Here is a 21,785-nt window from a genome sequence, read left to right as displayed (position 1 = left end):
GTCCCCGTTCTCATCGACCGGACACCGCCAGTCATGACGATGCCCCGATGGTCGTGGTGACTCGCAAGTTGCGGTCGTCGGGAATTTCAGCCTGAGAAAGCACGACCAGGGACTTGATCTGACGACGCAGGAAACGTGCCAGCAGCGCCCGCAGGCCATGCTGAACGACCAGCACGGTGGGCTCGTCACGGCTCTGCTGTCGCTCCACCGCAGCGGCGGTCTGTTGCATCAGCGTATCGGCCAGCCCCGGTTCGAGCGCGCCGCCGTTGTTGAGCGCTTGAGCCAGAACCTGCTCCAGCCGGGGTTCCAGCCCCATCACGTGCATCGGCTCTCGTCCCGGGAACCACTGCTGGGTAATCGCCCGGCCCAGCGCAACGCGTACCAGCGCGGTCAACTCGTTGGCATCGGATTGCTGCGGCGCGTACTCCGCCAGCACGTCGAGAATCGTGTGCATGTCGCGGATCGGGACGTCTTCGGCAAGCAGGTTCTGCAGGATGCGTTGCAACGTCGTCAGCGCCAGCAGCTTGGGCACCACGTCTTCCACCAGCGACTTCTGCTGCTCCGCCACCTTGTCCAGAAGCTGCTGGACCTCGGCGCGTCCCAGCATGTCGCCAGCGTTTTCATGCAGCAGATGGTTGAGATGCGTGGCGATCACGGTGCTCGCGTCCACCACGGTGTAGCCGTAGATCTGGGCTCGCTCCCGTTGCGCCGTATCGATCCAGTAGGCGGTCAGGCCAAACGCAGGGTCCTGGGTCCGGGTTCCGTCCAGCGATCCGGAAACCTGGCCCGGGTCGATCGCCAGCCACTTGCCCGGAAACGCCTCCGCACGACCGACTTCCACGCCCTTCAGGGTGATCACGTAGGCGTTGGGGCTCAGTTCGAGATTGTCGCGAATATGGACGACCGACGGCAGGAACCCGACGTCCTGGGCGAACTTCTTGCGCACACTCTTGATGCGTCCCAGCAGTTCCCCCTGCTGGCGCTGATCCACCAGCGGGATCAGGCGGTGCCCCACTTCCAGGCCCAGGGTATCGACCAGTTGAACGTCGTCCCAACTCGCCTCCGGCGTTTCCTGTACTGCCGGCGGTGCCTTTTCTTCCACTGCGCGCACGGCTTTGACCTGCTCGCGCCGGGACATCCACCAGCCCAGCGCCCCCAGGATGATGGCAAACAGCAGGAAGACCACGTTCGGCATGCCGGGGATCAGACCGAGCAACCCCATGACGCCAGCCGCAAGGAACATGACGCGCGGATTGTTGAAAAGCTGACTCAACAGCTGCTGACCGACGTCCTGATCGGTATTGACGCGGGAGACCGTGACGCCCGCCGCCGTCGAGATCACCAGCGCCGGGATCTGGGCGACCAGGCCGTCGCCCACGGTCAGCAATGTATAGGTTTTCACGGCTTCGCCGAATGGCAGGCCATGCTGCGCCACGCCGATCATCAACCCGCCGATCAGGTTGATCACCATGATCAACAGGCCGGCCATGGCATCACCGCGGACGAACTTGCTGGCACCGTCCATGGAGCCGTAGAACTCCGACTCCTGATTGATCTCGGTACGCCGCCTGCGAGCCTCTTCCTCGCCGATCAGACCGGCGTTGAGGTCGGCATCGATCGCCATCTGTTTGCCGGGCATGGAATCCAGGGTGAAACGCGCCCCCACCTCGGCGATTCGCCCGGCGCCCTTGGTGATGACCATGAAGTTGATCACCACCAGAATCAAAAACACCACCAGGCCGACGGCGAAGTTGCCGCCGATCAGGAACTCGCCAAAGGCCTCGATCACCTTGCCTGCGGCATCGCCCCCCTCGTGCCCTTCCATCAGCACTACACGGGTGGATGCCACGTTCAGCGACAGTCGCAGCAGCGTCGAGAACAGCAGGACCGCCGGGAACGCCGCGAAGTCCAGCGGCTTTTCCGTGAACATACTGACCAGCAGCACCATGATCGACAGCGCGATATTGAAGGTGAAAAAGAGATCGAGCGCGAATGGCGGCAACGGCAGGATCATCATGCTCAAGATCATGATGATCAGCACAGGGCCGGCCAGGATCTTGAACTGCGTGTCAGCCGGCCACTTGCGCTGACCGAACCACTGGGTGAGCGCGTTCATTCACTCTCCTTGGAAGAATCTGACGCCGCTTCGTCTAGCGCTGGCGGCACGGGCAGGTCGCGGGGCGTTGGCGGAATATCGCCGCCGTCGGTTTCGACCTGTTTGAGGCGGAAGGCCCAGGCCAGGACTTCGGCAACCGCCGTATAGAGATCGCCAGGGATCTCCTGTTCCAGATCGACATGGTGATACAGCGCACGCGCCAGCGGCGGCGCCTCCAGTCGCGGTATGCGATTTTCGTCGCCGAGCTCCCTGATCTTGGCGGCGACGTGATCGGCCCCCTTGGCGACGACCCGGGGAGCGGACATGGAATCCTGCTGGTAGCTCAGTGCCACGGCATAGTGCGTCGGGTTGGTCACGATCACGTCGGCGGTCGGCACCTTGCTCATCATCCGCCGTCTCGCCATGGCCTGCTGCTGAGAGCGTATGCGGCCCTTGACGTGCGGGTCGCCCTCGGTCTCCTTGTGTTCCTGTCGAATGTCCTCGCGGCTCATGCGCAGCTTCTTGTTGTGGCTCCAGAGCTGGTAGGGAACGTCGATCAGGATGACCAGTATCAAAGAGGTCACGATGAGCGCACAGCCCACGGCCGCCAAGCGCATCGCCGTGGCCAGCGCCTGCTGGATCGGCATCTCCATGAGACCCATCAGCGTATCGTGCTGCGCCCACAGGTACACCACGCCGACGCCGCCGACCAGTACCGACTTGGCGATGGCCTTGGCCAGTTCCGCCAACGCCTGGGTCGAGAACATGCGCTTCAAACCCTTGAACGGGTTCAGCTTGCCGAGCTGCGGCTTGAGCGATTTCGCCGAGACCAGCCAGCCACCCAGCATCGTCGGCCCCAGGATCGCCGCGGTCGTGAACAACAGAAACAGGGGCAGCAACGCAACCAGCGTATGTTGCCCCAACACCCAGACGTGGCTCAACATCCGGGCGCTGTCGAATGCCAGCCCATGGTCGAAAAGGAAGGACTGCTCCATGACGAGGCTCAACTCGTCATAGAGATTATTGCCCATGACCCATAGACCCAGCACACCGCTGACCAGCAGCAGGAAAGTGGCGAGTTCACGTGACCGCGCGACCTGCCCTTCCTCTCGCGCTTTCTCGATTCGCCTGGGCGTCGCCGGTTCGGTCTTTTCCTGATCGCTGTCGTTCTGCTCGGCCAAGCGCGCACTCCGCCACGGAAGGGGATGAATACCTGGACGCTATTCTGCTTGGAGAGAAGGAGTATCAAACGGAGAAATAGCAGGATGAACACCCTGCTATTTCGGGAGGCTAGACATTTGCGAAGGCCGGGGAAGGTTCTCTCGGCCGGGATCAGAACCCGAGACTGTCCAACAGATCGTCGACCTGATCCTGACTACTGACGACATCGGCAGCCTGCGGATTGACCTGAGGGCCATTGAGCAGCGAGTCGGGTTGCTCGGCCACGCGAGTGGCGCGCTCACGACGCTCGGTTCCCTCGGGCGCGTTATCGATCAGTACCTGCACCAGCTGCTGCTCGATCTCGTGGATCACGTCCATCATCTTCTTGATGACCTGGCCGGTGAGATCCTGAAAATCCTGCGCCATCATGATCTCGAGCAGTTGGGCATTGGTGGCACTGGTCTGCTTTGGCACGTTCTGCAGATAGGAACGGGTGTCCTTGACCAGCGCCTTGGCTTCGTCGAGCGCCTTGGGCTCGGCAAACCACTCGTCCCAACGCTTGTCGAGGGCGATCGCTTCACTCTCGAGCGCATTCTGCAGAGGCTGGGCATGATCAATGGCATTGAGCGCGCGTTCCGCCGCCTGCTCGGTCATCGACGCGACATAGCTGAGCCGGTCACGAGCATCGGGAATCGCCTGTGCCGCCTTTTCTACCTCTTTATCGAGGCCCAGCTCACGCATGTTCTCACGCAGCATGCGAGTGAGATGGCCAATACGGCGAATCAGATCGTCGGGAGCCACGCTTTCCGCACCGCTGCCTTGAGGGTTGGCACCACTCATGATCTACCCTCCGTAGGCGTCACTTGCCCAGTTTTTCAAAAATTTTGTTGAGCTTTTCCTCGAGCGTCGCCGCAGTGAACGGTTTGACGACGTAGCCGTTGGCGCCGGCCTGGGCAGCCGCGATGATATTTTCTTTCTTGGCTTCGGCCGTCACCATCAGCACGGGCAGCGAGGAGAGCTTGGGATCCTGACGGATCTCCTTGAGCATCTCCAGACCATCGAGATTGGGCATGTTCCAATCTGAGACCACGAATTCGAAGCCACCGGCACGCAACTTGGTCAATGCTTCCTGCCCATCCTCAGCCTCTTCCACGTTTTCGAACCCGAGTTCCTTGAGCAGACTGCGGACGATCCGACGCATGGTCGGGAAATCATCCACTACCAGGATGCTCATGTTCTTGTCAGCCATCATCTTTCCTCTTCACTTCATTAGGCGGGCATGGTGAGGTTATCGGCAGCATGCCCGCTCGCTTTAAACGTCCTGTTTATACGCGCTGCGCGCGTCCGGCCAAGTGCATCTGCTGAACCAGGTGTCCCGCAATATCATTCAGTGCAATAACGTCAGTCGCCCCGCCAAGCGCGATCGCTTCCTTGGGCATGCCGAATACCACGCAGCTCGCCTCGCCCTGCGCCACGGTATGGGCGCCGGCCTCGCGCATCTTGAGAAGCCCGGCAGCACCGTCACGCCCCATCCCGGTCAGGATGACACCCAGCGCATTACGGCCAGCACAGATGGCGGCTGACTGGAACAGCACATCGACCGAGGGCCGGTGGCGATTGACGGGAGGCCCGTCATCGAGCGCGATCACGTAGTTCGCTCCCGAGCGAGTCAGGCGCATGTGCCAGTCCCCCGGTGCGATATACACATGCCCGGGCAGGACGCGCTCACGGTCTTCGGCCTCCTTGACGGTGACCCGGCAAAGACGATCGAGCCGTTCAGCGAAGGAGCGCGTAAAGCCTCCCGGCATATGCTGCGTAATCAACACTGCGGGGCTGTTCGCCGGCAACGGCTCGATGACCTGGCGAATGGCTTCGGTCCCCCCCGTCGAGGCGCCGATAATGATGATCTTTTCGCTCGACAGCATCGGGGCCTTCAATACTTCACGCGGTGCCGCCGGCTTGGCCAGAGCGCCTTGGCGGCTTGGCCGGGCTTGCGCGGCAGCCCGGATCTTCTCGGCGATCATGCCGGCATATTCCAGCATGCCGTCCCGGATCCCGACTTCCGGCTTGGCGACGAAATCGACGGCACCCAACTCCAGCGCCCTCAGCGTGATTTCGGAGCCCCGCTGCGTCAGCGAGGAAACCATCAGCACCGGCATCGGGCGCAAGCGCATCAGACGCTCGAGAAAATCCAGCCCGTCCATGCGCGGCATTTCGACATCCAGCGTCAGGACGTCGGGGTTGTGCTTCTTGATCAGGTCCCGCGCCACCAGCGGGTCCGGCGCCGTGGCAACCACGGTCATGTCCGGCTGGGCATCGATGATCTTGGTCATCAAGTCGCGAATGAGCGCCGAATCATCGACACAAAGTACTTTGATCTTCGGGTTCACCGTTTCACTCCCTAGCGCGAGACGTCCGGCATCGTTCGCGCCGATGGCGATGCCAACGTATAAATGGTCTGGCCTCTCAATCGAAAAGCCTGACTCAGGAAGGAGAAATTCTCGGAGTGACCGGCAAACAGCAAGCCATCCGGTTTCAGCTGGGACGCAAAACGACGCAGGATATTCGTCTGTGTCTCTCTATCGAAATAAATCATGACATTGCGGCAAAAGATGATGTCGAACGGGCCATTGATAGACCACGTTCCCGTGACCAGATTGAGCGGCCGGTAATCGATCATTGCCGCCAGTTCGGGGCGCACTCGCGCTTTGCCGGCGCGAGCCCCGCTACCGCGCTGGAAGAATTGCCGGCAACGGGACTCACCGAGCTTCTCCACCACTTCCAGCGGATAGATACCGGCGCGCGCGGTATTCAGCGCTTCGGTATCGATGTCCGTCGCCAGGATTTTGACCTGGGAGGCCGCGGGCCCCAGCGTTTCCTTCACCGTCATCGCCAGGGAATAAGGCTCTTCTCCGGTGGACGCACCGGCACACCAGATTTTGATACCGGGTCCGCGTCGACGTATTTCTTCGGCCAATGCCGGGAAATGATGGGCTTCACGGAAGAAGGCCGTCAGGTTCGTGGTCAAGGCGTTGGTAAAAGCTTCCCACTCCTTGGAATCGGACCGGCGCTCGAGTCTGTCCAGATAATCGCTGAAACGATTCATGCCATGCAGGCGTAGCCGCTTGGCCAGGCGGCTATAGACCATTTCTCGTTTATTATCCGCCATGACGATACCGGCACGGCGGTAGATCAGATCCCGAACCCGCTCGAAATCGCGCGGGGTAAAATCGAGGTCTCGCGTGAAACCCGTGCCATTGTCACCGTTGCCACCTTGGGATCCGGGGCTCGAGAACATGGCTGCCTCGGTTTTCAAAATGCCTCCCACTCCTCATTGTCATCCGTCGCCGCACGACGATCGGCCTCTGGTTGCTTGGCCAGGGATTTCGCCGGCTTGGTTTTATGCTGCCTGTCGTCAGCATGGGTGACGGAGGCAAGACTCTCGAGTCGAACCACGCGCTCGTCACCGCTGCCCGCAAGACGAAACACGGCAATGGACGTGGTCAGATGTTCGACGCTGGCTCGCAACTCGGCGGCAGTGGTTGCCGTGATTTGCACTCGTTCGGCGTTCTGCTGGGTCACTTGATCCATCTGCGTGACCGCCTGGCTGATCTGCTGGATCCCGCTGGTCTGCTCTTCGGAGGCCGCGGAAATCTCGCTGATGATATCGTTGACGCGCGTCACGGCGCTGATCACTTCCTCGATCGATCCTTCGGCCTGACGCACCAGATCGGCACCGCGCCCCACCTCCTGGGTCGAACTATCGATGAGGTTGCGAATCTCCTTCGCGGCATCGGCGCTGCGGCTGGCGAGATTGCGCACTTCGCCGGCTACCACGGCAAAGCCACGCCCCTGTTCGCCGGCTCTCGCAGCCTCGACGGAGGCATTGAGTGCCAGGATATTGGTCTGGAACGCGATCGAGTCGATCACGCCGATAATATCGGCGACCTTGCGCGAGCTATCGGTAATACGATCCATGGTGCCAACGACCTGCCCCATCACCTCGCCGCTTCGGCGTACGGTGTCGGTCGCGCCATCTGCCAGCTGACTGGCTTGGCGAGCATTGTCGGCATTCTGTTTCACGGTCGCCGTCATCTGCTCCATGCTGGTTGCGGTCTCCGCCAGTGAAGCAGCCTGCTGTTCGGTACGTGAGGAGAGATCTTCGTTACCGCTGGCGATATCCCGCGTGGCCGGGACCACAACCGCCACGTTCGAATTGACGTCGCCCACGATCGTGCCCAGACTCTGGCGCATGCGATTGAGTGCGCCGACCAGACGCCCGACCTCATCATCACCGCGCTGCTTCAACGTGGCACCCAGATTGCCCGAAGCGATCTGCAGTGAAAATTCCAGGGCTTCGCGAACCGGCTTCAGTGTCGCGCGTATCGTCGTCCACCCCACCGCAATCAGCAGGACGGCGCCTACCGCCAGCAACGAGATAAAGATGAGCATCGTGGTGCGCTGGGATTCGGCAGCGCTGATTGCCATCTCCGCCCCGCTCGCACGCTTCGCTTCGACCAGGGCATTCAGGTCACTGCTGATCTTGTCGCTGTTGGCCTGCAGCACGTCGTTGTAGGCTACGTAGGACTGGTAGAAATCCCCGCCGTTGAGCGCCGCCATCACGCCCTTGAGGCCTTCATCGCGATAGGTCTGAAGATCGGCCGCAAAGATTTCCGCCGCCTCTGTCCGGTTGGCAGGTCGCCCTTCGTAGTAGGCGTCCCAGGTGCGGTTCAATTCGGCGATGAGCGCGTCGACCTGCGCATTCACCGGCGCCAGATCCGCGGCCATCGGATTGCTGACCGGTTTGTCAACCAGATCACGCCCTTTCGACATCAACTGATCGATCTTCTGTAGCCGAGCCAGATCCTCCAACCCGTTGGTGGTCAGCTGCTGCAACCGTTGTCCATCTTCATGCAACGCATACATCGAAACCCCACCACTGCCCGCCAGCACGACCAGTGCCAACACCATCATTGAAATCAACCGTCCCTTGAGCGAGCGCAGGCTGATGCGCCGAAGCGCCGGGAGCACTCCTCGCGGCTTCAATTCGCCGTGATCGAGTTTGATGCCTCGCTTGCGCCCTGCCAGCAATTGCGGATAGTACTTTTCAGCCAGACGGCGAGGCTTATCGGCGACCTTGACCCTCACCGAGGTGTAACCCGCGACCTTGCCGTCTTCGACGATGGGCGTAACGGTCGACTGGACCCAGTAATGCGACCCGTCCTTGCGCCGGTTCTTGATGATCCCCGACCAGTTCTCGCCCCTCTCGAGCGTCTTCCAGAGATCGGCGAAAGCCGCCGCCGGCATGTCCGGGTGACGAATGATGTTATGAGGTGCACCGATCAGCTCTTCGCGGCTGAAGCCGCTGATCCGGACGAAAGCCGGATTGGCGTAGGTGATCCTGCCTTTCAGATCGGTTCGCGAGATCAGGTAATCCGATTCGCTTATCACGAATTCCTGGTCGGTCACAGGCTGATTGTTTCGCATCGCAGCATTCCTGGTGTTGTTATGCCCACTCGCGATTCGCCGGAGGGCAATGGAGGCAGACCAAACGTCACTATTATTACCAATTGTTATCGGCCGGCCGCCGACACTCTTGAGCCCTCCGGGGCGCTACCGGTTCAGGCCGGCTGCTCATGCCCCAGGCGCGCTCGCTCGGTGTCGGGGCGCCACTGGGTCAGCCCGGCTTCACTGGTACCGTCGGTCGGCGCCAGACGGTACTGTTCCAGTGTCGATTCGAGCTTTTGCGACTGGCTCACCAACGACTGCGAGGCGTTGGCCGTCTGCTGTACCAGAGCGGCATTCTGGCTGGTGACCTGATCGAGCTCGGTGATCGCCTGGTTGACCTGTTCGATGCCGCTGCGCTGTTCACGCGATGCATTGGCGATCTCTTCCATCAACCCGCTGACGCTGGTCACCGAGGAAACGATCTCTTCCATGGCACGCCCCGCCTGCTCGATCAACGTGGCGCCGCTGTTCACCTGCTCGCCCGAGCCGGTGATCAGCTTGCGAATGTCTCTGGACGCTTCCGCGCTGCGGCTGGCGAGGTTGCGCACTTCCTCGGCGACCACGGCGAAACCCCGTCCGGCGGACCCGGCACGGGCGGCTTCGACAGAGGCGTTCAACGCCAGGATGTTGGTCTGGAAGGCGATGTTGTCGATCATGTCGACGATTTCCGCCATCTGTCGTGAGCCATCCTGGATTCGCGCCATCGTCGTCTCGATGTCACGCATCATCTCGCCACCCTGCTGCGCACGCTGACGCGTCTGCGCCGCGGCCCGGGTCACCGCTTCGGCGTTATCGGCGTTGTGGCGAACCGTCTGGGTCAGTTGCTCCATGCTGGAGGCCGTTTCGACGATGGCCGCAGATTGCTGGTCGGTGCGTACCGCCAGGTCCTGATTGCCGCTCGCGATCTGCCCGGCACCGACATTGACCCATTCAGCGCTGGAGCGGATGTCGGCAAAGGTTCTCGAGAGTCGCTGACGCATGCTTTCTATCGCGAACAGCAGGCTGTCGGTATCTTTCGGCTTGAGTACCAACGCCTGGGAAAAATCTCCCTCAGCAATCTTCTGGATGCTGTTGCGGGCATGTCCGGGATCGCCCCCCAGCCGGCCAAGCACGTTGCGGATGATCCAGGCGACGATGAGAGATAGCAGGCCGCCGATTGCTGCGATGAGTGCCAGATAGACCACGGCCCCATCGATCAGCATGGCATCGATGTCGTCGATGTAGACGCCCGTGGCGATCTGCCAGTCCCACTGAGGCACGCGCATCACATAGCTGAGCTTGTCGTACATGGTTTCGCCGTCGCTGCGACGAGAGGCGTAAGTCACGAGCCCGCCCTCGGGCTGCTGCGCGGCAGCGAGCATGTCTCGATAGAGATAGAGACCGTTGGGATCCTGATAATCCCGCATACTGTCTCCCACCGCGCGCCTAGGATGCTCGACGATCTCGAGATCGGAATCGAAGACGAAAATGTAGCCGTCGGCACCGAATCCTAGATGGGCAAGGGCATTGCGCGCCTGCTGCTTGGCATCCGCTTCACTCAACTCGCCACGTTCCGACTGAACGACGTAGTTGTCGACCAGTTGCTTGGCACTACCGATGAAGTACTGCAGGCTCTGGACTCGCTGCTCCAGCAGATTTTCCCGCATGGAATAGAGCGACCAGCCCGCTACCATGATCAAGCCGACCCACATCAACCCTAACGTGGTCCATAACTTCCGCCGCATCGTCCATTCGCGAAAACTCAGCATGGCATCTCACCCGAATTGCTCGAAATATTCACTAGAAAGGTGCCACGCTCGCTTCCATGAAGCCGATTTTTCAGCGCGGCAGAGGTTTCATCGGCCCGCCGATGGATCACCTTTACCTTTATTAGACCAAAGCCTAAAAACCGACGAATTTACCCTGGATACAACCGCAGCCGAGACCGCGGTTGATAACGAGCTTTCTTGGCGGCAGTCAGACGCTTTCTGCCGTACGCTCGACCAGCTGCATTTCTTCGTGGGTCAGCAGCTTTTCGATATCGACCAATACCAGCATGCGGTCCTCCAGGCTGCCGATTCCGCTGAGATAATCCGACGATAGCGTGACACCGAACTCCGGCGCCGGCTTGATCTGATCCGGTGACAGACTCATCACATCCGAGACGCCATCCACGACAATGCCGACGATACGATCGTCGACATTGACCACGATCACGACCGTCTGCCCGCCGTATTCGACCTTGTCGAGATGGAACTTCAGTCGCAGATCGATAATGGGAACGATGACGCCACGCAGGTTGGTCACCCCCTTGATGAACTCGGGCACGTTGGCAATCCGGGTGACATTCTCGTAACCGCGGATCTCCTGCACCTTGAGGATATCCACGGCATACTCCTCATCGCCCAGAGAGAAGACCAGATATTCGCTGCTCGCTGCGTCAGCGATGTGGGCATCCATGTTCGCTTGCGGACTCATACTCGCGCTACCTCATGTAAGTGTTGGCGTTTCGCCTCGTGACGCTGTTGCGATTTGCGACGATCGAGGCGATGGAGATCGGCAATATCGAGAATCAGCGCAACGCTACCGTCGCCGAGAATGGTAGCGGCGGAAATCCCCGGCACTTTGCGATAGTTGGTTTCAAGGTTCTTGACCACGACCTGCTGCTGGCCGATCAGGTCGTCGACCAGCAAGGCATAGCGGCGGCCCTCGCCCTGGACGATGACCGCAATGGCCTCGGTCAATTCGGTCTTGGCGCCGGCCACATCCAAGGCATGGTGTAACGCGATGATCGGCAGATACTCGTCGCGGACCTTGAGAAGCTGATCGTCGCCCGCCATCGAGTAGACATCCTCGGCTTGAGGCTGTAGCGATTCGAGCACCGCATTGAGCGGCAGCAGGAACGTCTCCCGGCCGCAGCGAATGGACATGCCGTCCAGAATCGCCAGCGTCAGCGGCAGCACGATCCGCGTCGTCGTCCCCTCGCCGGGCTTGCTGAGGATCTCGACGTGCCCGCCCATCTCCTGGATGTTGCGCTTCACGACGTCCATACCGACGCCACGCCCAGAGACATCGCTGACCTGTTCGGCAGTCGAGAAACCTGGTGCGAAGATCAATTGCCAGACGTCATCGTCGCTCATGGTGTCAGTAACGGCGATGCCACTGGATTTGGCCTTGGCCAGAATCTTGTCGCGGTTGAGTCCGGCACCATCGTCGATCACTTCGATCAGGATGTTGCCGCCTTGATGCTGGGCAGAAAGGGTAAGACGCCCGGTCTGCGACTTGCCGGCGGCTACCCGCTTCTCCCGCGATTCCAGCCCGTGATCCAGGCTGTTGCGCACCAGGTGGGTCAACGGGTCGATGATGCGTTCGATCAGACTCTTGTCGAGCTCGGTGGATTTGCCTTCCGTCACCAGTTCGACATCCTTGTCCAGCTTGGCAGCCAGATCCCGAACCAGGCGCGGAAAGCGACTGAAAACGTAGTCCATCGGCATCATGCGGATCGACATCACCGATTCCTGCAAGTCCCGGGCGTTGCGCTGCAGCAGGTTCATCCCGTTGACCAAAGGCCCGTGGGAGACGATATCCAGATCGCTGGCCGTCTGTTCGAGCATCGACTGGGTGATGATCAGCTCGCCGACCAGATTGATGATCTGGTCCACTTTATCGACCGGCACCCGGATCGTGCTGGACTCGCTACCCTTGGCACTCTTGCCGCCAGACTTTCCGGCAGCACGAGCCGGAGCGGCTTGGCTCTTGGCTGGCTCAGGGCTGGTGGTCTGTTCGGGAATCGCTGGTGCTGCCGGTTCGCTTACCGGCGCTGGCGCTTGCTCGGCTGGCTCGCGCTCTGCTGGCGCCTCCGGGGTCTCCGTACCAGCGCCAGGGGAGGCGCTGCCGTCAACTTCGATCGACAGCTGCTCCGGCTCGATGATGAAGCAGAGAACGGCTTCGATATCGTCCTGGGATTCGGCACTGTCCAGAGACACCTGGTAGCGCTGCGCATCCCCCGACTGCGAAACGATCGTGCCGAAATGCTGCAACTCTTCGACCAGCAGGGCACGATCCTTGTCGCTGACCCCTACCAACGCGATCGAGAGCCGTCGCTTTGCGTTCTCCGCGCCATCTCGAGTCGCCTGGTCATCGGCAGGCTGCCGAGGTGCCTCGACCTCTGGCGTCGGCGCTGGAGCCGGTTCGGCGGCCGGTGCCGCTGTTGCCTTGGTTACCGCCTTCTGCTGACCCAACTCATCCAGCGCTATCTGCTGCAGGACACGCGAAATCCGTTCGAACGCCTCGGCATCGGGTTCGCCGCCATTACGGTAGGCATCCAATTGGTCATGAAGCATATCTTTGGTTTCCAGAAACGTGTCGACGATATCGCGCCGCAGACTGAGTTCGCCACGCCGAGTATGGTCCAGCAAGTTCTCAAGCAGGTGGGTCGTCTCCTGCAGGACGGTGAATCCGAAAGTACCTGCGCCGCCCTTGATGGAGTGTGCCGCGCGAAAGATCGCGTTGAGATCCTCGACATCCGGATCGTCGACATCGAGATCCAGCAGCAGGCGCTCCATATCCGCCAGCAGCTCTTCGGCTTCTTCAAAGAAAGTCTCGTAAAAATCTGAAATATCCATGAGCACCTGCCATAGAAGCCCCGCAAATAAGGGCGTGAACGCGTTTGCGTCAGTCCGCTGAATCCTGCCCGGTCGCCGTCACTCCACTCCCCTCGGCGGGCGCCGGTACGCTATCGGAAAGCGGCGCTTGTTCCTGCTGTTCGATTGCCTTGGCCGCCCGGTTGTCCAGCACCACGATGCTGATACGCCGATTGACGTCGTCGCTGGGGCGAGTATTCGGGAGTGTGACGCGCGACCCCATACCCGCCACTCTCAACAACTTGTCGGAAGAAAGACCGGCGGCCACCAGTTCACGTCTCGAGGCATTGGCACGATCGGCGGAGAGTTCCCAATTGCTGTATCCCTTCTCCCCCCCGGCATAAGGGAGGTTATCGGTGTGACCACTAATACTGATCGGGTTGGGCATTTCGTTGAGCACCGGCGCGATCCGCTGGAGTATCTTCTGCATGTAAGGTTCCAGCCGATCACTACCGAGTTCGAACATCGGACGCTTGTCGCTGTCCACGATCTGCACTCGCAGCCCTTCCGGCGAGAAATCCATACGCAGCTGCGAGCGTAGCTCGCGAAGCTGCGGGTCATTCTGAATTACGCGTTCCAAGCGATCGCGCAGGAAGCGCAAGTTACGCTGCTCATCGCTCGGGCGTGTCTGCTCATGAGGGCTCACACGGCGCACTTCACCCTCGGTCTTGGTCGGGTCTTTACCGCCACCCGGGATAGCACTGGTGCTCGCTGTCGTTTTGTCCCCACCCGTCAAGGCGACGGCCAACGGGGTACGGAAGTATTCGGCGATACTTTCGAGTTCGTGATCGTTGACGGTGGACAATATCCACAGCACCAGGAACAGGGCCATCAACGCCGTCATGAAATCGGCGTAGGCAATCTTCCACGATCCGCCGTGATGTCCGGCGCTTTGAACCCGCTTGCGCTTGACGATAATCGGTCGACGATCCCCTCCACCACTCATGCGCCATCCGTCCCTGTTCCCTTGAGCGTCTGGCCGCTGGATCTCACGTGCTCTTCCAGCTCACCAAACGAGGGGCGTACGGCGGTAAATAGCGCCTTACGGCCAAACTCGACCGCCAACTGAGGCGCCAGACCGTTGAGACTGGCCATCAGCGTCACCCGGATGCACTGCAGCATCTTGGTCGCTTCGCCCACCTGAAGATTGATATGGTGCGCCACCGGCGTTACGAAGCCGTAAGCCAGCAGAATGCCGGCGAAGGTTCCCACGAGCGCCTGGGCGATCATTTGTCCCATTACGGCGGCGCCTTGGTCGGCGGACCCTAGCGCATGGACGACACCCATGACCGCAGCAACGATCCCGAAGGCCGGCAGGCCGTCTCCAACGGCAGAGAGTGAATGGGCCGGCAGTTCTGCCTCATGTTGGAAGGTCTCGATCTCGTGTTCCATCAGCGCATCGATTTCGAACGGATCCATGTTACCGCTGACCATCAGACGCAGATAATCGGTCAAGAACGCCATGATCATGGGGTCAGAGAGGATCTTGGGATAATCCGCGAAGATAGCGCTGTCCTGCGGCGCATCGATATCCCGTTCTATCGCCAACATGCCATCGCGACGCGCCTTGGTCAGAAGCCGGTACTGAAGCGCCATCAGCTCCATGTACATCGTCTTGTTGTAGCGCTTGGTGCGCTTGAGCTTCGAGAACGTACGCAGCGTCGCCTTGATCGCCTTGCCATTGTTGGCACACACGAAAGCCCCAAGTGCAGCACCGATGATCATGACGAACTCGGCAGGCTGCACCAAGGCACCAAGGTGCCCGCCGATGGCGACGTAGCCACCGAACACACTACCCAAAACGATGATGTAGCCCAGTAGAATCAGCACGGAAATGCTCCCGAATACAGTGCGTGGCGAACCTGATAACTGTATCGGCAGCGGGACCGCTGCTCTTGAGGGTAGAAATATCAGAAAAGCGTGATTCGTCGACAACAGTGCGACAAATCCATCGACATCATGCTCATGCCAGGAATAAAAAACACGCAAACAAAAAAGGCGGGCCATGATGGCCCGCCTTTTGAAGACATTTCCGAACTAGACCGCCAAGCGTCGAGCCAGCGGCAACTCCACGGGAATGAAGGTACGCCCTGCCGATTTGGCCACTTCTTTGGCCTTGCGTGTCTTGCCTGCACGGGACGGCGGCTGACAGATACCGCAGACATAATCGTGCATGGGGCTGTGCGCGTGGGCCACGAAGTCACCGTGGCAACTCTTGCACCGGGACAACTGCAGCAGGTCGCTCTCGAAGAAACGAACCAGCGTCCAGGCACGTGTCAGGCCCAGAGTCGGCTCCACGCCATCGAGTTCGACCTGCTCGAGATAAAGTCGATAGGCCTTGACGAATGCCGGCATCCGCTCGCACCCCAACTCCTCATTGAGACGGCGATAGATATTGTAGAACAGCGAAGAATGGATATTCGGTAGCCAGGTGATGAACCAGTCAGCCGAAAACGGCAACATCCCCTTGGGCGGCGACATTCCCTTGACTTCCTTGTACAGCTTGATCAGACGGCCGCGACTCAGATCGGTCTCCGTCTCGAGAACCTGCAAGCGAGCACCCAGCTCGATCAATTCAATTGCCAGCTGTACCTGAAGCATTTCTGCAACGAGACTTTTATCCGCCATGACTCAGTTCCTCTGCTGAACAGAAGACCGGGCATGGCTCGCGCCAGCCATCAACAGTGAGGCGTGAGTTTGCTCAAGCCCCTGCGCGCGCGGGTTATGAATCAGCAGATTCAACTGATCCGCGTCAGTGAAGCGCAAGTTGCAAAGCAGCTGGTTGCTACGCGACAGCTGGGTCAACTGCTTGATCGACAGCCTGCCAATGATATCCGCCAGATCAGCACTCAGATCCAGTCGAAACATGGCCGTCTCGCGATCTTCGTTCAGCAGGCGCTGAACCAGCAGAAGATAGGAAAGATTGAGATCCTGGATGTCATCCAGAAGGCTATTCGAGTGCATGCTTGGATTCCCTGCGTATCGTCTTATTGGCACCCGTTGACCGGATGCTTCATCTGCCTGCAGCCATCGGCCACATCAGCTCTTTATGATGGAGCTAGTTTGCGACTTTTTGATGAAAAAAATCAAGCTCCGTAACCAAATTTGTATCGAAGTAACGGATTGATCTCGCATCGCAGAACATTTATTTATATAAACTATTGTTATTATTGGACAATATCAAAATCACACTACATGTAAGAACATGTACGTTACACAAGGCTTTGAAGCGAAGTGATACACTAGGATACTTCAGCGTTGAACCTTGCAGCCAGAAATCAACGCTTTTCGTCTATTCTGGATACTATCGAGCGGTCGACCTGCCCGATCCACACCAGCAACTCTGCTATCACTTGATAGAGCGACTCCGGGATACGGGCGTCCAGGTCGACTTGCATCAGGAGAGCGACCAGCTCGGGGGATTCATGGACGAAAACGCCTTCCTGATCGGCAAGTTCGATAATACGATCCGCCAGATTCCCGTAGCCTTTGGCAACCACCCGTGGCGCATCCGTGCGTTCACCGCTATAAGCCAGAGCGACCGCACGACGCCGGGAATCGGACACGCTATCGTCGTCACTCATACTCCGATTCTCCTACTATCAGCTCCACGCTCATTCCCAGTGACGCCAACCGTTCGCGCATGGGTATCAACTCCTGACGGAGCTGAACCCGGGTTGTCTCCTCGGCAGGCTTGACCTCTACCTGCAGCGCGGCATTGCGACGCGTCACAAAGATGATATCGATAACGCCCAGAGATGGCAGACGAACCTGAACTTCGGCGCGCCAGTCGCTGGCACCCTCCTCTTGCTCGGATCGATCGGGGGAGTCGCCAGCATCGTCATGAACGTTCTCGCGCGGAAGCTCGGTCAGTATCATCGTCATGGGCACGCCAGGCCAAAGCTGCCCTTCCCAGCGCAGATTGGGTGCCGCGATCAGTTCCAGCTGCTGCCGAACCAGTGCTTGCAGCGCATCCGATGAGGACTGCGATAACTGGTGGGCGCGCGTCATCGAAAGCGACGATGGATCCTCCGCCATGCCCTTCCCCGAGGACGCCCACTCCCCGGCAGTACCGCTCCGCGCGGCAGACGGCAAGCTTCGGTCGGAAACCATGGAAGCTGCGAGAACATCGCCCCCACGGCCCACGCTCGATGACGAGGCGGACTGGGTGCTCGAATTCCCCCCGGTCATCGTCCCGGACGAAGCGCCGGGCCGAGGCGCTGCTCGACCATCTTTTGCGGCAAAGGGGAAGCCGTAACTTGTCAGCAAAGACGTTGGCGTGAACGGTCGAAAGGTCAGACTCAGCCAGGCCTGGGGCTCACGCATCAATGATGCACGAGGGTATTGACCGGACATCCAGCGCAACAGATGCGACTCATAGAAAACGCCGCTTTCCCGCACGCTCTGTGAAAGCGACGCCGCCAGCATGTCGGGCTTCTCTATCGGATGAGCCATGAGCGCCAATAATGGCCGAATCGAGGGGGATTGAGTCGCAGGAAAGCGCGAGAGGATATCGGCAATCTCGGTCGCGGTATGGCTCAAGTGCAACTGCGCCGAGGGGACTTTCGCCAGCCCAGGGGCTACTGGTAGCTGAGAGACACCTTCACGCCCTGCGCCAGAGGGCATGGCGGCAACTCTTTCCCCGCCCTGCTGATGCAATCTCGAGTCGCTACGCGCCGGCTGGATGGCATCCGTCGATGCCGTCGCTGAAACCGGCAATGGCTGATCCTTGACAACCGGCGTATCGACCCGTCTGCCGAGAACTTGATGCAGCAGGGTGTCGATTAGCGGCGTGATGCCGCTCACGGCCGTTCATCGGTTGGCACCGCGCGCAGGCGCGAAGCAATGCTGCCTCGTCCCGCCTGATACGCCTGCCCCAGCGCCTGCTGCCGCCGCGAGCTGCCGATAAGATGGCTCAGCTCTTCCCGGCGGGACTCCAGCATGCGACGAGTCTCGGCATCCTGCTCCAGAATCCGCTCGAGCAGATCGCGCTTCTGCTCACGCTCCGAGCCATTCAACGACTGCTCGCGATCCAAAGACTTCACACGCTGCAAAGACACCAGGTAGCCCGCCTCGCACTGGACGAGAGCCTCCCACTGCTGCTCACGTGCCAGGCCCAGCATCTGGGTCGACACTTCGAGCAACTGACGATATTGCTCAATCACCGGCGAGCCTGATGTCATGTGATCATGCTCCTCCAGCCAACTCGGCCGACGAATGCCGAAGCTCGCGCCAGCCGGAACCGATATCGTCGAGCAGTGACGCCGCCTGGTCCAACTTGGCGATATCGTCACGCAAATTGGCCTGCAACAGCAGTCGTGCAATGTAATCGTAAAGCTGCCCGAGGTTGGCAGCGATATCCCCACCGCGCTCATGGTCCAGCGCTGCCGCCAGACCATTATTGACGATGTCTATCGCCTTGGAGATAGCTGCCCCCTTGGCCGCACGATTGCCATCTTCCATATGCAGTCGGGCGCTATTGATGGCTGCTTGCGCCCCATCGAAGAGCATGACGATCAGTTGGTGGGGATCGGCGGACATGACCGCCGACTCGACCCCGACCCTGGCATATGCACCGGCACCACGCCTGATATTCATCATTTTATCGCTCTATCACTGATTGGTTTACGCGCTGAGGGCATCGAACTGCTGTGTCAGATAATCACTGGTCGAGTTCATCTGTGACACCAGCGAATCCAGGCTGGCAAATTGCGTTCGGTAACGGGCGACCGTGGCATCGATGGACTCTTGCATCCGGGTATATCGATCATCCAGACTGCTGAGCGTGGTATCGATACCGTCGGTGGCAGTCTGCAGCAAGCCGCCGTCGTCGAGGATCGACCCCATGGTGTCGTCGATACTGGCGACCAGACCACTCTCGCCATCGGCACCAGAGAAGAACTGGCTGACGGCATCACTGTCGTTCGTAATGGCGTCGCTGAGCTTGTCGTCGTCGATTTCCAGCGTGCCGTCCAACTGCCGCTCGATCCCGAGATCCGACAGCATCGAGAACGCACCCTCGCTATCGCTATAGCTGAGAACGCTGCGCAATCGGGACTCGATACTGCGCATGGTCGAGTTGCCCAGCAGTGTCCCTGCGGTATCCGACTCGGAATCGTAGGAGGTCAGATTGTCGGCAGTGCTCTGGAAGCTATTGTAAGCCTTGACGAAGGCCTCAACGGCCTCGGTCATCGATTCCGTGTCCTTGGACACGGTAAGCGTCTCTGCGCTTTCCGTGGTCGAGGTCAGGTTGAACGTGACGCCCTGCAGAGCTTCCTCGACGGTATTCGATTGGCTGGTGATCGAGATGCCATTGACCGTGAGCTTGGCATCCTGCGCGTCGACGGTAGTCGAGAACCCGGGGGTAGCCGTATCGCCGAAGGCAGCCGTATCGCCAGATAACGACATTGTGGAATCGGTACCGGTTGCGTCGGACGTCAGCGTCAGGCGATAGCCATTGCCATCGTTGACGATGGCTGCCGTCGCGCCGGCGTCGGCCGCATTGATGGCATCGCGGATGTCTTCCAGCGAATCACCTTCGGCGTAATCGATGTCGACAGAGGCACCATCCCCCACGGATAACGTCAGGGTGCCGCTGATACCCAGGTCATCGGACTTGCTGTCGAAGGCCTTTGAAGCCATCGACTCGGCCTGAGCCAACTGGGAGACTTCGACCTGATAACGCCCAGCAACCGCATCCCCGGTGGTACTGGCTGTCACCGCATCGCCGGTCATGGAGCTGGTGACTGCAGTGAACGTCTCGGGATCGCTCAACTTGGTTGCCGCGTCGCGCAACGCGGTCAACGAGCTTTCGAGCGTACCGAAGGCCGACAGCTTGGTCTTGTAACTCTGCTGCTGCGAGACGATCGGCGTGAGCTTTTCCTGCTCCGCGCTTTCCAGGTCATCGAGCAAGCCGCTCAGATCCAGTCCGGAACCGATACCTAGTGACGATATGGAAGCCATATAACCTCTCTTTGCCTGGCGCAATTTGTAACACGCCGATCAAGACAGCAGGCGCCGATTAGGCGCATTTTAATACGTTATTCTCCTGATCGGCTGCCGACTCGGAAACTTTAGCGCTGACTGATTTTCTTTTTTTCGCTCCGCCAGTGCGGGGAAAGGAGAACCTCGGGTGGTCAGATAGCCGCCGGATGGGCGATCATAGGCCACCGACATATTCGTCACTATCCGGAGAACACATGGACGCCAACTCCTTACATGCCAATTATCGCCTGTGGCAGCGTTTTCAGCGCCAGGAACAACTGGGGCGCGAACATCAGGCGGCGCTGCGCAAGCTGGCGGATACCGGTGCGATGGCGTCCCGTGTTACCGAGGCCTATCGCAGCATGGCGGACCGCGCCGCCAAGGAAGGCGCCAGTTACCGCACCCTGTTCCAGCGCCAACGTGACAACGGCGACAACCTCGCCTGCGAGGGCTGGTTGTTCGTGCGTCGCGTACTGGCAGAAGGGGGAACGACCCGCATCCGTGCCACGCTTTTCGAAACCTTTACCCTGGAAGAGGGTGACATCACCCCGTCCGCAGAGAGCCCGAAGAAGGTCACGCTGGATATTTACGACGAGCTTCTGGTCCAGAAGAGCATGACACTGGGCTGTCGCACCGATCGCCAGGACGATGAGCGCGATACCCGCTTCATCACCTTCCTGGACAGCGTACGCGGCGATCTACGTCAGTATCTGTAACGCTTCATCAAGATTCGGACTTGATCTTCAAATCTCGATTTCAACATTTTGGCTTGCCTGGAGATTTCTCGATGGCCAACACAATTCACCCTTCAAAGATCCATTTTTCGGCATTGGCCCTGGAAAATCTGGACGGTGTCAGCGGCATTGTACAGCCGGTAGCCCAGACGCAGTCCGTGACGCTGGAAAGTTCCGCTACCATGCTGGTCACTGATTTCAGCGTCAGTCATCCGTATACCCTGTCTACCGGGAGCTCTATTGCGCAAGCGCTGGAGACGATGAAGCAGGCCGGCGTACGCCTGCTGATGCTGGTCAATGCCAGTGGCAATTTCACCGGCGTGGTCAATGCCCGCGAACTGATTGGCGGACGCCGCATCACATTGGCGATGCAGAAACATCAGATCGGCCGGGACGAAGTCACCGCGGAGATGATCCAGACCCCGCGCAGCGAGCTCCACTCGCTCTCGTATGCCAAGATCTCCCACGCCAGCGTCGGCGATCTGGTCGAAACGCTGAAGTCTTCGGGCGATCAGCACGTGTTGATTACCGAGCCGGACGGCAGCGGCGGCGGCAGGATTCGCGGCATCATCTCGGCCTCCAATATCAGCCGAGCATTGGGCGTCGACCTGAACCACCCGCCGGAAGCACGTACCTTCTCGTCGATCTGTCAGGTCCTCCTGGGTCACGATCTCTAGACAG

At 59.8% G+C, this 21,785-nt stretch carries 21 protein-coding genes; 2 read left to right on the top strand and 19 right to left on the bottom strand.

Going from position 1 to position 21,785, the window contains the following annotated elements; translation table 11 throughout:
- Positions 1–31: 31 nt before the first annotated feature.
- The 19 genes from flhA to fliD all read right to left on the bottom strand — a co-directional run bounded on the left by flhA (position 32) and on the right by fliD (position 20,349).
- Complete coding sequence (flhA, locus tag CCD76_RS07240; RefSeq protein ID WP_087718860.1) at positions 32–2,116, bottom strand: flagellar biosynthesis protein FlhA; 2,085 nt, start codon at positions 2,114–2,116, stop codon at positions 32–34.
- Positions 2,113–3,276, bottom strand: a complete 1,164-nt coding sequence (gene flhB / locus CCD76_RS07235; protein ID WP_087718859.1) for a flagellar biosynthesis protein FlhB — start codon at positions 3,274–3,276, stop codon at positions 2,113–2,115. Before flhB ends, flhA begins: the two co-directional genes overlap by 4 nt.
- A gap of 151 nt (positions 3,277–3,427) precedes the next feature.
- Positions 3,428–4,096: a protein phosphatase CheZ gene (gene cheZ / locus CCD76_RS07230; protein WP_087718858.1), complete on the bottom strand. Its 669-nt coding sequence runs from the start codon at positions 4,094–4,096 to the stop codon at positions 3,428–3,430.
- Between the two features lie 19 nt (positions 4,097–4,115).
- The gene (gene cheY, locus CCD76_RS07225) at positions 4,116–4,505 is read right to left on the bottom strand and encodes a chemotaxis response regulator CheY (RefSeq protein WP_071230202.1); all 390 of its coding nucleotides are present in this window, start codon (positions 4,503–4,505) and stop codon (positions 4,116–4,118) included.
- 76 nt (positions 4,506–4,581) lie between these two features.
- The gene (locus tag CCD76_RS07220) at positions 4,582–5,646 is read right to left on the bottom strand and encodes a protein-glutamate methylesterase/protein-glutamine glutaminase (protein ID WP_087718857.1); all 1,065 of its coding nucleotides are present in this window, start codon (positions 5,644–5,646) and stop codon (positions 4,582–4,584) included.
- 11 nt (positions 5,647–5,657) lie between these two features.
- Positions 5,658–6,554, bottom strand: a complete 897-nt coding sequence (locus tag CCD76_RS07215; protein WP_087718856.1) for a CheR family methyltransferase — start codon at positions 6,552–6,554, stop codon at positions 5,658–5,660.
- A gap of 14 nt (positions 6,555–6,568) precedes the next feature.
- Positions 6,569–8,743 carry a methyl-accepting chemotaxis protein gene (locus CCD76_RS20580; protein WP_087718855.1) on the bottom strand — a complete coding sequence of 725 codons (2,175 nt, stop codon included), beginning with the start codon at positions 8,741–8,743 and terminating at the stop codon, positions 6,569–6,571.
- Between the two features lie 134 nt (positions 8,744–8,877).
- Positions 8,878–10,512: a methyl-accepting chemotaxis protein gene (locus tag CCD76_RS07205; RefSeq protein ID WP_087718854.1), complete on the bottom strand. Its 1,635-nt coding sequence runs from the start codon at positions 10,510–10,512 to the stop codon at positions 8,878–8,880.
- 208 nt (positions 10,513–10,720) lie between these two features.
- Positions 10,721–11,221: a chemotaxis protein CheW gene (locus tag CCD76_RS07200; RefSeq protein WP_087718853.1), complete on the bottom strand. Its 501-nt coding sequence runs from the start codon at positions 11,219–11,221 to the stop codon at positions 10,721–10,723.
- Entirely contained in the window at positions 11,218–13,368 is a 2,151-nt protein-coding gene (gene cheA, locus CCD76_RS07195; RefSeq protein WP_087718852.1) for a chemotaxis protein CheA, read from the bottom strand. The genes CCD76_RS07200 and cheA overlap by 4 nt, the downstream gene beginning before the upstream one ends.
- A gap of 49 nt (positions 13,369–13,417) precedes the next feature.
- Positions 13,418–14,332, bottom strand: coding sequence for a flagellar motor protein MotB (motB, locus tag CCD76_RS07190; protein WP_087718851.1), 915 nt, complete (start codon positions 14,330–14,332; stop codon positions 13,418–13,420).
- Positions 14,329–15,216 carry a flagellar motor stator protein MotA gene (gene motA, locus CCD76_RS07185; protein WP_087718850.1) on the bottom strand — a complete coding sequence of 296 codons (888 nt, stop codon included), beginning with the start codon at positions 15,214–15,216 and terminating at the stop codon, positions 14,329–14,331. The genes motB and motA overlap by 4 nt, the downstream gene beginning before the upstream one ends.
- Before the next feature lie 207 nt (positions 15,217–15,423).
- Positions 15,424–16,014: a flagellar transcriptional regulator FlhC gene (gene flhC / locus CCD76_RS07180; RefSeq protein WP_087718849.1), complete on the bottom strand. Its 591-nt coding sequence runs from the start codon at positions 16,012–16,014 to the stop codon at positions 15,424–15,426.
- A gap of 3 nt (positions 16,015–16,017) precedes the next feature.
- Positions 16,018–16,350, bottom strand: a complete 333-nt coding sequence (flhD, locus tag CCD76_RS07175) for a flagellar transcriptional regulator FlhD (protein ID WP_087718848.1) — start codon at positions 16,348–16,350, stop codon at positions 16,018–16,020.
- 314 nt (positions 16,351–16,664) lie between these two features.
- Positions 16,665–16,970 (bottom strand): EscU/YscU/HrcU family type III secretion system export apparatus switch protein, encoded by a 306-nt coding sequence (locus tag CCD76_RS07170; protein ID WP_087718847.1) that lies wholly within the window; start codon positions 16,968–16,970, stop codon positions 16,665–16,667.
- On the bottom strand, positions 16,963–17,424 hold the full coding sequence (locus CCD76_RS07165) for a flagellar hook-length control protein FliK (protein ID WP_087718846.1): 462 nt from the start codon (positions 17,422–17,424) through the stop codon (positions 16,963–16,965). Before CCD76_RS07165 ends, CCD76_RS07170 begins: the two co-directional genes overlap by 8 nt.
- Positions 17,425–18,188: 764 nt before the next feature.
- Positions 18,189–18,569, bottom strand: coding sequence for a flagellar protein FliT (fliT, locus tag CCD76_RS07155; RefSeq protein WP_087718844.1), 381 nt, complete (start codon positions 18,567–18,569; stop codon positions 18,189–18,191).
- A gap of 4 nt (positions 18,570–18,573) precedes the next feature.
- Positions 18,574–18,984, bottom strand: coding sequence for a flagellar export chaperone FliS (fliS, locus tag CCD76_RS07150; protein ID WP_087718843.1), 411 nt, complete (start codon positions 18,982–18,984; stop codon positions 18,574–18,576).
- 27 nt (positions 18,985–19,011) lie between these two features.
- Complete coding sequence (fliD, locus tag CCD76_RS07145; RefSeq protein WP_087718842.1) at positions 19,012–20,349, bottom strand: flagellar filament capping protein FliD; 1,338 nt, start codon at positions 20,347–20,349, stop codon at positions 19,012–19,014.
- Between the two features lie 236 nt (positions 20,350–20,585).
- Here fliD and CCD76_RS07140 point away from each other — a divergent pair, with 236 nt between their 5' ends.
- The gene (locus CCD76_RS07140) at positions 20,586–21,086 is read left to right on the top strand and encodes a hypothetical protein (RefSeq protein ID WP_087718841.1); all 501 of its coding nucleotides are present in this window, start codon (positions 20,586–20,588) and stop codon (positions 21,084–21,086) included.
- A gap of 71 nt (positions 21,087–21,157) precedes the next feature.
- The gene (locus CCD76_RS07135; protein ID WP_087718840.1) at positions 21,158–21,781 is read left to right on the top strand and encodes a CBS domain-containing protein; all 624 of its coding nucleotides are present in this window, start codon (positions 21,158–21,160) and stop codon (positions 21,779–21,781) included.
- Positions 21,782–21,785 lie beyond the last annotated feature (4 nt).

The sequence above is a fragment of the Salinicola salarius genome (assembly GCF_002179555.1).
In the GTDB taxonomy this organism is placed as follows: Bacteria; Pseudomonadota; Gammaproteobacteria; order Pseudomonadales; family Halomonadaceae; genus Salinicola; species Salinicola salarius_A.
The sequence above is the reverse complement of the archived record's forward strand: the minus strand, read 5'-3'. Positions and strand labels throughout refer to the sequence as shown.